We start from the raw sequence: 12,287 nt of genomic DNA, 5'->3' as shown, positions 1-12,287 counted from the left end.
TCAATACCCCATATCCTTTAAAATTTTTGATAACATGCGCAGACGTTCGCTGATCATCTCATCGTCGTCGCTCAGAGCTTGGCTGAACAGCTTAATATCTTCATTAATTTTCTCATTGTTCGTACATATCGCCACGTTCATTGCATCCCCTTGCAGGGCAACTCGGTCGATGATGGGCTCCTGCGGGTCATAAAAATGCTCATATCTGTATGCTTCACGAAAATGTGCCAAAGACCGACAAATCAGAATGGACAAATCAAGAACGCGATGGAGAGGTAGTTCCTCCGATTGTCTTGACCATTTTTCTCCCGTGTATCTCCATACCTTGGCAGAAATATCGACCTTTCCTCTATCGTTCCACTGGGCCAATCCCAGAGAAAGACCTTTGGTATCTGTGTTCCTGGCTAATCGGCCGTCAACCCGCTCATAGTTTTCTGACACGACAACAGGCTTATGTTTCAAGGTAGTAGGTATTTTCATTTTTCTTCCCCTCTTTCAATTTACTAATTTACTGACTGATATTATCTTGGATTTCATCGTTAGTCAACCCGTTTTTTTGTATACTTGACAAACAACAAACGAATATGTTTATTATATAGCAAACAAATGGTGTAGTTGTTTGTATATTGAATATCTCATAGATGTTCTGCAATGCGTCGCTGGAAGAGCTGAAATCTGGGTACACACAGGATGAGGACCATTACATCTGTCTGCTTTGCGGGAAACAAATTGAGAAAGGGATCATTTATCCGGAAGACGGGATCTTCTACGAAGCCGGACGCTATATTCGGGTCCATATCGAGAGCGCCCATCAATCCGTGTTTGAGCATTTGATTAACCTTAACAAAAAAATGACGGGACTCTCCGATCATCAAAGCAGCCTCCTTCAGCTTTTTTATCAGAGAAGAAGCGACAAGGAAGTGCAACAGGAATTGGGCATTGGCAGTGCTTCGACCATCCGGAATCACCGCTCTATGCTGAAAGAGAAGGAACGCCAGGTCAAGGTCTTTTTGGTTATGATGGAACTGTTGAAGGAAAAGGAAAAACATGCACCCGCCTTTGTCAGTGTGCATAAGACGGCAACGATGATGGACGATAGCTTCAACGTAACCCAAATTGAAAGCGAAACGAAACTGGGTCGTAGCCAGTGAAAAGTGAGGGAGAAACCATGAATAGAGAAGAACTGAAACAAGTGTATAAAGAATCGAAAACCCAGGCAGGGGTGTATCAGATCAAAAACACCGAAAACCAAAAAGTCTGGATTAGCAGCACCCGCAACCTCAAGACGATTAACGGAAAGCTGTTCAGTCTCAGAATGGGTTCGCATATAAACAAGCAACTTCAATGGGAATGGAATGAGTACGGTGAAGAGGCATTCGTCTCCGAAGTGTTGGAGGTTTTGAAAAAGAAGGAGGACGGATACTTTGATGAAAAGGATGCGCTGGAGAAACTGGAACAAAAATGGCTTGACCAGCTTCAGCCGTACGGAGAGCGCGGATATAACCAGGAAAAAAGGAAATAACAATAGTCAGACAAAAAGCGTATTCACAGGCCTTCTCACCCAAAAAGAAGGCCTGTATAGGATTAGGGGATACTCGTCTAAAACTCTGTCAATCTCCTTTGCTACTATTTTACCCTTTCCTACGATAGAGCCGTTCCTTGATGCCGTGCATTGTATGAAATTCATATGAGCGTGTTCACTCTACTAAACATTTTCAATGATTTATTGAATTTACAAGTATAAGAAAATAGGTTGTGATACAAAAAAGTACCGCTACTAACTGCGGTACTTAAGATAATAGATTAATATACGTCAAACATATATCTTTTCGATTGTGTTAATTTATTGCAATTTCTTGTTAATCTACAGCAAAAATTCTAACAACTGCTGTACGAGTGCTTCCCCATAAATCATCTTTACATGATAATGTATATAAGAATGAACGATCTGATTTTACATTTTTAAAATCTAGGTTGATTCGATTTGCGTTTTTACCAGATCCCGAATCTAATACTGTCTTCGTTTGTTCCCCAATCACTTTATAAGTAAAGGAGAAAGTTCCAGGAGTTTGTGTAATCAAAGGACTATCTATAAAATACGTTGCATCATGATATTTTACCGCCAATGGATCACCAAAGAAATCAAAATCTCCTTCTATAATGTCAAATTGGGGAACTGGATCTTTATATTCAATTTCTTCTGCTCCCACTTCGACAAAGGAGACATCATCCCAATAAACATTGGTTTGTCCGTCACCTTTAATAGAAATAGTATTTATTTCGTTTCCTTCCAGATTGGGGACTAGGATGTTTATTCTTTGGTAACCTACGTGATCTAAGGTTATATTATCTGTTACAATTGACTCTTGTTGTCCGTCTATTTCTATATCAACTGAAACCTTTGAGTCAGCCTTCATATATAGGCTTACGTAGTAATCTATATTTTTTTTCAATTTATTCTTTGATTCTGTTGACAGCTCTGTAAAGGCACCTTTATTAGCTGAACGGTATTGTTTTTTACCCGTATTTCCTCCGTTGACAACATAAGTATAGTACCAATTTCCTATTTTTGTGTTGTCAGATTCTCCTCCATCATATAAAGTGCTAGTTTTTATTGTGAAATTCATTTTGGGTTCTAATTTCACATCATATAAATTCTTAACATCTTTGAAGCTACCAGTACTATCATTTAACTGTTTTCTAATTTGTTTAGCTGTATATTCGTCAACATAACTTTGTACAGATGCTTCAAAAATAGGTTGGTCATTATAAAATAATAAACCATCTTTTTCCTCAATTTCATCTGGATAAGCTAACTTTAGAGCTTCTTTTACAGATAAATTTGGAGTTTTATCCTCTGGATTTGTATAATCTTTCGCTGCAACTCTCTTTTCTGACATTTGATTTCCATTATCTACAATAATAGAGGCCGTTTTAGCAGAAATTTCATCTGTTATACCATTCCAATCTCCAGCTATTGTAATATTACCATTGGTATCCTTTACGGCGTATTTTCCTTCTACTTGATCTGTTTCAAGTAGGATTGGTTTTTTATTAGATAAATAAGTATTTAGTTGCTCTTTATTTAATGGAATTGGGCGAGAGTTAAAATCATCCATTGTGTTAATTGCGATTCCATTTTTTCCTTTCTCTGGATAGCTTTGGTCCGGTAAAATAGTTAAAGCTGTTGTGTTTTCTTTTGCTTTAATCGTTCCAATTGTTGTTCCATCAAGAATAAAACTCGTTGTTGGTTTCGTTTCATAAATTGCTCCTGTCCCAACGTTATTATAGCGTACATTTGCGTTTAAATAAGCAGATTCCGCTCCATTTATATGTGTGCCATCATTCGTCGCAGAACCCCATTCATTTGCTACAGTTTCACTATGTTGATAGTTAACAGAAACTCCAAAACTAGGTCCTAAGCCTGACCATCCGGCATTGACGTTAACGCCTTCAGTATTGGTATAAGACCAATTGGTAGATTGACTGCTTTCAACGCTATGGGAAAGGTCTTCATTTTTGGATAAAATCACCTTTTCTAAACTAACATTTACTGATGGAAAGGCGGCAACCAGAGGATTAAAAGTTTCTTTTGCATTCGATAAGGGCATATCTCTTGCAGCTTTTTCATAATCACTATAGGGATCTCCAACTGTGTGTGCTTCTAGTGGATTAGAAGTAAATTTTTGATACCCTTTACTTGCTAACGAATCATCCCATTTGACTGCGACTTTGTTTTGAATGGTATACCCGTTTTCTTCCCAAGCATCAGGGATAGAATCTCCATCTGTATCCGTATCTTCATCAATGTCTCTTTTTGTTTTTTGTGTAAAAAGATTTGTTTTCGATGCTTTCTTTAAGAATACTTGCGTTTCTTTCTTATTAAACTCAGGGTTTCTCAGTTCATCTTGTTGAACTTGTTGAGAGTGATTTTGACTATCTATCTTGAATAGCTTAAGCTCTTTAAAAATTTTATTATCTATATGTAATGCATCGTCTGATTGGTACTCAATTTTTATTTGCACCAACTGTCCTTTTTCTAAATGAACACTTTGTTTATTGTTACCTTTTTCAGAAATAACTTTCCCATCCAATTCAATGATAGCATTTTCATCATCTGACAATTTAAATGTGAAATCTCCTGTTGCACTACTCTGAATCAATCCAATCCAGCGAATAGAATGATATTCTTGATGCTTTTGATCTACTAGTGTATTTGCTGTTTGTTGGTCATAAATAAGAGTATTATCACGTGTCGGTGCAAACAAGGTAAGATCATTAAAATCTTTTCCTTTAAAGTAATAACCAAGTAGTCCTTCTCGATCTATTTGGTTGTCTTTGCTTGCCTGAGTTGTTGTCGCAATCTGATTTGTTTTGCTGTTCGCGTAAACAGCATTTACATTCCCATTCAAAAACATAGAAGCGAACAACGTACCTATTACAACACTAGATAACCCTTTTTTCATATATTTCATCTCCTTATTTTGTTAATAACGTTGCATCAACTACATATCGCTTAACACCTTTAATGACTACCTCTGTTATTTTATCAATATGATAGTTACTATCTTTATCAATAAGGATTTCTTTTTCACTTGCAAATCCCCCAATAGCGCTTAAATATGCCCCTGTGCTTCCTTTCGGAACTTGTAATCTTAAAATGAATTTTCTCGAACCAAATGCAGAAAGACGTTCACTTGACAAACTAGTACTCATATATCCCTTATCTTCTTTCATTGTATTTAAAAATTTTTCTTCCATTTCTTTTAAAGAAGGTAAAGGATCACTAATTTGATAACCAAATTCCGCCATTCCACACCATCTATACACAGTAATATTTTCTGGTATTGGCTGCTTTTCTAATGCTTCAGAAATATTTTTTATTTGTGTATCTAGTTTTTCATTTCCACTTCCACCTTGATTTCGTAAATAATCATTTATTTGTTTATAATCTTGTCTAGCATACCCATCTAAAGCTTCCCTTTGAGGATCTGTTAAATTTTTAGCCCATCCTTCATAATTTTTCATACCCCAACGATGAGCCTCAGCATTAATATCATTTTTAAAATCGAGACTCTTTTTTAGCGTTCCTTGAATTTGTAAACACTCATAACCTTTTTTTACTACTTTCGATATATTATCCACATGGAGTACATAGCCATTATCAATTAGCATTTTATACTCATTATTATTTAAAATTACACCTGCTTTTGTTGGAATAGTAGATCCTTTACCACTTGGCACTGTAACTTGTAAAATGATTCTTTCTTTACTAGAAACATTTTGTGCAGTTAAGTGAGTGTCAAGATAGCTATCAAACTTAATATCTTTTCCTAAAAATTGTTCTTTAAACTGGGCTTGTACATCAGTATTAATAGTATTACCTTCTGTTAAAGGTTTGTTAAATCCAATCGTTGAGGGCTCCACATTTTTATAGGTGACAATAGAACTTGATAGATTGGCTTTATCAAACATTTTATCAATCTCTTTTAAATCTTTTATTTCATCTTCAAATGAACCTGCCATAGAAAAAGTAATTTCTTTATAATTTTTTTTTATATCATTTTTATTATCTAAAAAACTATTCATCCTTGTTTTTTCAGTAACAGTTAGTTTCCACTCTTTTTCTTTTACTTTCCCCCATTCTTTGGCTTTTTCCTTATCCTCTTTAAAATCCTCTGTATTGTTAGTCGTTTTTACAAAATGATCAACTTTCTCACTACCGTAAGCGTACGTAACGTTGCTTGATATAGGCATGGCTAACAATAAAGCAGACATACAAATAAGATTCTTATAAAAATTCTTTTTCAACTCATTCCCTCCTTTTACGTTTGTGAAAATAATCACAAGCATAATGTCAAAACAAGAACTTACATTCAGAAACTATTGGATAACAGCAACCTTTTTTCGAAATACGGAATATTCATCCCTCCAATACCTGTAATAGAATACTCTTTCATGTTATCTTATATTTATCTATTAGAATCGTTGGTTTTTGAACGTTTTTCAAATTATTTTTTATTGTTGTTAATTTTCCTGTTTATTTAGTATCATAAACGACCGTTTATGGTACTCGTTTGGATTTATTGTCATGCTCACTTTTAGTGTATTCATAGAAAATCAATGAGAACGCACCACCATTTACCTTTTAGTTTGCTTAGCTTGATGGCGATGGGGTAGGAGCCCTTTTAGAAATCAAGGATTTAATTATTTTATATATAATAATCAGAGTTCTACTTTAAAACAGACTCAATTCGTGTAACATAAGCCTGGTAGAGTAATAGAGAAAGGGGTGGGAATATGCTTGGAGAAATCCTTTCGCTAACCATCGTCAAATATAGTCTCTCTATACTACTCGTGCTAATCATCGTATGTGTAGCTGGGGTGATATACGCTGTATACGTGGAACCTAAGTCCTTGATGACAACTCGTCATCAGTTGGAGGTATCAGGATCACTAGATAAGCAGCAAGACCTTACAATCGTCCAATTTAGCGATACACACGTTGGTCCCCACTTTTCGCTTGCACAATTAAAAGTGGTTGTTACGCTCATCAATGAACAGAAGCCGGATCTTATTATGTTTACGGGTGATTTGCTCGATCGGGTTAGAAGCTTTAAAGAAAGCAAGGACGAATTGATAGCCATCCTAGCAGAACTGAACGCTCCTCTTGGAAAATTCGCAGTGTATGGGAACCATGATCGTGGTGGTGGCGGGAGTGCATATTACCAACAGGTGATGGAGCAAGCTAACTTTGATTTACTTGTCAATGATGTGAGAACGATTTCGCTAGCAAATAACAAATCGATTACCATCGCTGGCTTAGATGACTTTTTACTTGGCAAGCCAAAGGTAGAAGAGACATTAGAACCTCTCCAGCAAGGAAATCAACTTACTAGACGGAAGGAACAGAATCAATCCAATCAATTGAACAATGTTACTTCCCCTCATTCAAATACTTTTGTCATTTGTCTTGTTCATGAACCTGATGTTGCTGATCGGATTGTCAATTATCCTGTTGATCTACAATTATCCGGGCACAGCCATGGCGGGCAGGTGCAGGTTCCTCTGCTTGGACCTGTGGTAACTCCTTCTTTAGCTCGAAAATATAAAGAGGGCCTGTATGAGATTCACAACGAGAATAACACGATGAAGTTGTACGTGAATCGTGGGATTGGGACGACTAGGTTGCCGATTCGGTTAGGAAGTACACCGGAAATTTCCATTTTTACATTGAAAATATAGCACTGCTATTACTGAGCACCTCGAAACCTCCGTGTCGCTCTATTCATTTCATGTAGTCAAAACCCTTGTACCCCCGACTGAGCGAGTACAAGGGTTTTGATTTGTCATCCTATTATAAAAAAGATAGCCGTGATAGAATCAGGGATATATGTTTCTTACTGATTCCTTAGGAGCTGTTACAATGAAGACGATACAAGTTTATCACTATGATGCCTTTAGCAATCAACCTGATAAAGGAAATCCAGCAGGTGTAGTCTTTACAGGTAGTGAGCTAACGGAAAAGGAAATGCAGGAAGTAGCACAAAAAGTAGGTTTTAATGAAACGGCTTTTGTACTTGATTCAGATGTAGCTGACCTTAGAATTCGTTATTTTACACCAGGACACGAAAATAATCTCTGTGGCCATGCTACCATTGCAACTATTTATGCGCTTACGTCTACAGGAGAATTAAAGGATAAAAATCATCTAACAATCGAAACAGGAGCAGGTATATTACCTATAAAAATAGACAAAGGCTCTGATGATGAGCTGTATATTACGATGAAGCAGGCAGCTCCGCAGTTTGAGGATTTTACAGGCTCTCAGGAGGAGCTAGCAGACTCAATCGGTCTTACAATTGACGATATAGAATCTGAATTGCCCATCCAATACGGAAGTACAGGGATTTGGACCTTGCTAGTACCTATAAAAAAACTGAGTGCCTTCCAAAAAATGAAGCCTGACAATAAACGTTTTCCAAGCGTGTTACAAGAAATGCCGAAAGCATCTGTTCATCCTTTTTGTCTGGAAACCTATGATTCTCAAGCGCAAATGCATGGACGCCATTTCTCGTCGCCATTTTCGGGCACAATGGAAGATCCTGTGACAGGCACGGCCTCAGGCGTAATGGGAGCCTATTATGCGCAACATATAAGCGGAGATTTTGATACCCAACTACGTCTCGTGATCGAACAAGGTCAGGAAATCCAAAAGGACGGTAGAGTAGAAGTAATTATTAGTAAAAATCATGAAACGTATGACGTTGAAATTACAGGCACGGCTGTTTATGTGAAAGCATTCGAAATTTCTATGTAATCTAGAGCAGTCGGGGAGGATTAACCTTCTACCCCGACTGCTTTTTTGTATGTCTAAAATGTAAGGGAAAGAGTGGGTACCTTGCAAAGTAACAACCTATTTTAAAATAAGCCGATAGTATCTATCAGATTATGTATCTTTTTTTACATTACGCAGAGCAGTTGAAAAACGCGAAATAGCTTCATGAATCTGGTCATCCATCACTCGACCAAACGTAAATCGAACATATCCCTTCTGTGTACCGAATACACTTCCAGGAACATAAACAACCCCTTGTCTAATTGCTTCCTTGACTAACTGTAGTTCGTTAACATTCTCCTTTATCCTACACCAGATATGAATCCCACCCTCAGGTGCTAGAAACTCTACCTGGTCCTCAAGCTGATCATATAAGGAAAACGTCATTTTATCTTTGTTAATCGCGAGTGAGTTTCGAAGCTTGTGTAAATGGGTAGGGAATTCCTCAGACGATAAAAATTTGGTTGCGATCCATTCAGGTATAATGCTATGTCCAAAATCGATTTGCTGTTTGGCATCCGCTAAACGTTCAATAACGGTTTGCGGGCCAAATATCCAACCGATGCGCAGACCAGATGCAACAATTTTGCTTAGAGAACTGACATAGAGAACCGTACCATTTTCATCTAGCGATTTTAGTGTTGTAGCTTGTGTGTTATCAAAAGCTGTTAGACTATATGGATCATCCTCAATAATAGGTATACCTAGGTCAGAGGAGATTTCTAAAACACGCTTTCTACGTTCTAAGCTTAAATAGGACCCATTCGGATTTTGAAAGTTAGGGTTAAGAAAGACCATCTTTATACGATGCTGTTTATGTAACTCTACAATATCATCTGGATTAACCCCGTCATCATCAACAGGCAATAGAAAGGTTCTTAGTCCTGCTGACTTAAATAACGGCAACGAATAGCAATAGGAGGGGTCTTCAATTGCAACGGCATCGCCTGGTTGCAATAAGCACTGGACAATCAGGTATAGAGCTTGCTGTGCCCCGGAAGTAATCAATATAGATGAAGGTGTTGCAGAGATATTTCTTGCTTCCTTTAAATGTAAAGCGATGGTTTCACGCAATTTCAGGTTGCCCTGAGGATGATCATAGCCAACGTGATAAGTGAAAGTTTCATTGGACATGATGTTTTGAAAATAGGGGGAAGCAGATAAATCAGGTGACAGCTCCCCGCTTGCTAGATCGATCAAATCAAGACCAAAGGTTTCTTTTCGGATAGAGCGCAGCATTGTCGTATTGGGAAGAAATGACCCTGTTTCAATCAGTTTCTCCCAGTTTGGAATGCGTTTGCGAGATGCTCCCCAGATATCCCGGCTTACAATCGTTCCTTTCCCCCGCAGGCTTTCTACAATACCGGAAGCACGCAATTCTTCATAGGCAGCTACTATTGTTGAACGGTTTACATCTAATTCCTTGGAAAGTAAGCGTTCGGAAGGAAGGATTGTACCTGAAGGATATTCTCCATTCGTAATACGCTGTTCAAGATATTGTGAAATTTGCTTATATATTGGTATTTGACTTTTACGATTGGGTTGCCATTCCATACAAGATTTCACTTCCTTTCAAGTCTTTAGGCGTGGTGGATGGTCATAATATGATGGGACTGGACGGTTCATTTCAGATGATACATTTTTATAATGTAGAAATAGTTCTTTATGTTACTAAAACATATTATACCTATTCTTACAATTATCAGGAGCACTGAGAGGAGAGAAGATTATGAAGTATCGAAAGTTTCCGGGTACAGATTCTCTAGTATCTGAAATTGGCTTTGGAGTATGGACAGTAGCAACCAAATGGTGGGGGATAACGGATCGAAGTGTGGGGGAAAAGCTTTTGAAGTCTGCCTATCAAGATTACGGAATCACCTTTTTTGATACAGCTGATGTCTATGGTGATGGCTATGGAGAAGAAATCATTGCAAAGACATTAGGCGGTGTACGTGACAACCTATTTATAGCCACTAAATTTGGATATGATATATACAAAAATAGGGGGGAGAGAAAAGGACACACAGAGCTTCCTCAAAACTGGTCTAAGAAGCATATTATAATGGCCTGTGAACAAAGCTTGAAACGACTTGGTACAGATTATATTGATTATTATCAGCTTCACAATCCTCGGATGGAGGCAATCCAAAACGATGAAATTTTGGAAACTCTTGAGCAACTAAAATCTCAGGGGAAAATTCGTCATTATGGAGCGGCGATGGGTCCCGATCTGGGGTGGAAAAACGAATCCTTAGAGGCATGGCAAAGAGGATATGAAGCGGTTCAGGTCATCAACAATATAGTGGAGCAGGAGCCGGCTAGGGACCTATTGCAGGTAGCAGCAGAAGACGCACAAACATTAATCGTAAGAATCCCTCATGCGTCAGGGCTGTTGGATGGCACGTACGATCCCAATCTGCATTTCAGTAGATCAGACCACAGAGCTCATCGTCCCGTAGAGTGGATGAGGGCGGGCAATGAGGTGGTGAATGAATTAAAGGAGAAGGGAATATTTGACAGTAAAAATCGTACATTGGGACAATTGGCGATCCAATTCTCTCTCTACCATTCCTCTGTTCTCTCTGTTATTCCAAACATTACGAGTGAGGATCAGCTAAGAGAGTTTGCACTAGCTTCTGAGACGGCTCCCCTTTCCAAGGAAGAATATGAGCAATTGGAGCTACTTTGGGTAAATGGATATAACGAGCGTTTACGACAACCCTTATCCGATTCAAGTAGTAAACCAGCTCCTAAGCAGTAAGATACTACCTTTATCTATCTAGCAAAATGATCAAATGGTTATTACGAAAACCAGGCCCCAAAGGTTGACGAGAGCTTTACTATGTCGATCTTTGGGGCTTCTTTGCGTTGTGTATTTAGGTGATGGAGCTGGAAGTTAATTTTGTGACTATTTCTTGTCAATTTTGTTGCGAAGTATTGAACATGGATGAGAGAAATGCTATCCGACTGGATGGCGACTTTTTGGGGATCATTCATTAGGATAGGAATGTGGATCGGTTGTTATCAATTTTAAAAATCAACAGGAAAGGGGTACTTGATAAAAATGAAATGGGCTCTATATGCTTTTATTTTAGCTACTATTTCATTGCTTACAGGCTGTGGTGACAGGTTAATGGTCTTGGACCCAAAAGGACCTCAAGCCCAGACACAAGCAGACGTGATTATGATCTCCATTTGGACGATGTCGTTCATTGTCGTTGTTGTTATTGCACTTTTCGTATTTATGGTCACAAAATATCGTGCCTCTAAACAAAGAGAAGAATATGACCCTCCTTATATGGAAGGAAATTTGGTTGTTGAAATGGTTTGTGTAGGGATTCCGGTACTAATCGTCATTATTCTTTCTGTGATCTCTGTGAAAAGTAACTATATTGTGGAGTCAAGACCACAGGGATATGAGGATAAAAAACCGTTAGTTATTTATGCTTCAAGCTCCAACTGGAAGTGGCATTTTAGTTATCCGGAAGAAAATATTGAAACAGTCAACTACCTGCGTATACCAATAAACCGACCTATTGAATTTAAGCTGTATTCCTATGGACCAATCACTAGTTTCTGGGTTCCACAATTAGGGGGACAAAAATATGCCATGGCCGATATGGTTACTACCCTACATATAGCCGCTGATGTACCAGGTGATTACATGGGACGAAATGCAAATTTTAGTGGAAAAGGATTCGCTGAAAATACATTCAACGTCGAGGCAATGACTGAAACGAAATATGATAAATGGGTAGAAGAGGTTAAAACAACGGCTGAACCTCTTACGGAACAAAAATTCAATACATTACTAGAGCCGGGTCATGTTGGACAATCCACGTTTACTGGAACACATTTAGAATTTAGACCAGCTCCAGAAGGGGCAAATGGTGGACACCACCACCATCATGGTGCATCCCGAGACGAATAGTTCCTTCGTTTTTTAGAC

The 12,287-nt window shown here is 38.1% G+C and carries 9 protein-coding genes and 1 pseudogene; 6 read left to right on the top strand and 4 right to left on the bottom strand.

Annotated features, from left to right (window positions below):
- Positions 1-480, bottom strand: coding sequence for a DUF6530 family protein (locus tag ACQV1I_RS19240; RefSeq protein WP_116334887.1), 480 nt, complete (start codon positions 478-480; stop codon positions 1-3).
- A gap of 161 nt (positions 481-641) precedes the next feature.
- Here ACQV1I_RS19240 and ACQV1I_RS19235 point away from each other — a divergent pair.
- Together ACQV1I_RS19235 and ACQV1I_RS19230 are read left to right on the top strand one after the other, a co-directional pair.
- Positions 642-1,127 (top strand): annotated as a pseudogene (locus ACQV1I_RS19235) (helix-turn-helix transcriptional regulator); the annotation flags it as partial.
- A gap of 41 nt (positions 1,128-1,168) precedes the next feature.
- Positions 1,169-1,522 (top strand): GIY-YIG nuclease family protein, encoded by a 354-nt coding sequence (locus ACQV1I_RS19230; protein ID WP_094700826.1) that lies wholly within the window; start codon positions 1,169-1,171, stop codon positions 1,520-1,522.
- Positions 1,523-1,859: 337 nt separating this feature from the next.
- Here ACQV1I_RS19230 and ACQV1I_RS19225 read toward each other — a convergent pair whose 3' ends face one another.
- Both ACQV1I_RS19225 and ACQV1I_RS19220 read right to left on the bottom strand, forming a co-directional pair.
- Positions 1,860-4,466 (bottom strand): binary toxin-like calcium binding domain-containing protein, encoded by a 2,607-nt coding sequence (locus ACQV1I_RS19225; protein ID WP_116334884.1) that lies wholly within the window; start codon positions 4,464-4,466, stop codon positions 1,860-1,862.
- A 13-nt stretch (positions 4,467-4,479) separates the two neighbouring features.
- Positions 4,480-5,811: an ADP-ribosyltransferase gene (locus ACQV1I_RS19220; protein WP_116334883.1), complete on the bottom strand. Its 1,332-nt coding sequence runs from the start codon at positions 5,809-5,811 to the stop codon at positions 4,480-4,482.
- Positions 5,812-6,300: 489 nt separating this feature from the next.
- Between ACQV1I_RS19220 and ACQV1I_RS19215 the strand changes: the two genes are divergently transcribed.
- Positions 6,301-7,245, top strand: coding sequence for a metallophosphoesterase (locus tag ACQV1I_RS19215; RefSeq protein ID WP_116334882.1), 945 nt, complete (start codon positions 6,301-6,303; stop codon positions 7,243-7,245).
- Between the two features lie 181 nt (positions 7,246-7,426).
- Positions 7,427-8,320 (top strand): PhzF family phenazine biosynthesis isomerase, encoded by an 894-nt coding sequence (locus ACQV1I_RS19210; RefSeq protein ID WP_116334881.1) that lies wholly within the window; start codon positions 7,427-7,429, stop codon positions 8,318-8,320.
- A 129-nt stretch (positions 8,321-8,449) separates the two neighbouring features.
- On the opposite strand, the gene ACQV1I_RS19205 is transcribed toward ACQV1I_RS19210, so the two are convergent.
- Positions 8,450-9,892, bottom strand: coding sequence for a PLP-dependent aminotransferase family protein (locus ACQV1I_RS19205; RefSeq protein ID WP_116334880.1), 1,443 nt, complete (start codon positions 9,890-9,892; stop codon positions 8,450-8,452).
- Positions 9,893-10,067: 175 nt separating this feature from the next.
- On the opposite strand from ACQV1I_RS19205, the gene ACQV1I_RS19200 reads away from it, so the two are divergent.
- The gene (locus ACQV1I_RS19200) at positions 10,068-11,099 is read left to right on the top strand and encodes an aldo/keto reductase (RefSeq protein ID WP_116334879.1); all 1,032 of its coding nucleotides are present in this window, start codon (positions 10,068-10,070) and stop codon (positions 11,097-11,099) included.
- Between the two features lie 303 nt (positions 11,100-11,402).
- Positions 11,403-12,269, top strand: coding sequence for a cytochrome aa3 quinol oxidase subunit II (qoxA, locus tag ACQV1I_RS19195; RefSeq protein WP_116334878.1), 867 nt, complete (start codon positions 11,403-11,405; stop codon positions 12,267-12,269).
- Positions 12,270-12,287: the final 18 nt, after the last annotated feature.

The sequence above is a fragment of the Brevibacillus sp. JB24b genome (assembly GCF_051713385.1).
Lineage (GTDB): Bacteria > Bacillota > Bacilli > Brevibacillales > Brevibacillaceae > Brevibacillus_B > Brevibacillus_B laterosporus.
This window is presented reverse-complemented; position numbering and strand designations above follow the sequence as displayed.

Excerpts from the sequence above, each read along its gene's own strand:
- ACQV1I_RS19240 (WP_116334887.1), bottom strand. The coding sequence starts at position 480 with ATGAAAATACCTACTACCTTGAAACATAAGCCTGTTGTCGTGTCAGAA.
- ACQV1I_RS19230 (WP_094700826.1), top strand. The coding sequence starts at position 1,169 with ATGAATAGAGAAGAACTGAAACAAGTGTATAAAGAATCGAAAACCCAG.
- ACQV1I_RS19225 (WP_116334884.1), bottom strand. The coding sequence starts at position 4,466 with ATGAAAAAAGGGTTATCTAGTGTTGTAATAGGTACGTTGTTCGCTTCT.
- ACQV1I_RS19215 (WP_116334882.1), top strand. The coding sequence starts at position 6,301 with ATGCTTGGAGAAATCCTTTCGCTAACCATCGTCAAATATAGTCTCTCT.
- ACQV1I_RS19210 (WP_116334881.1), top strand. The coding sequence starts at position 7,427 with ATGAAGACGATACAAGTTTATCACTATGATGCCTTTAGCAATCAACCT.
- ACQV1I_RS19205 (WP_116334880.1), bottom strand. The coding sequence starts at position 9,892 with ATGGAATGGCAACCCAATCGTAAAAGTCAAATACCAATATATAAGCAA.
- ACQV1I_RS19200 (WP_116334879.1), top strand. The coding sequence starts at position 10,068 with ATGAAGTATCGAAAGTTTCCGGGTACAGATTCTCTAGTATCTGAAATT.
- qoxA (WP_116334878.1), top strand. The coding sequence starts at position 11,403 with ATGAAATGGGCTCTATATGCTTTTATTTTAGCTACTATTTCATTGCTT.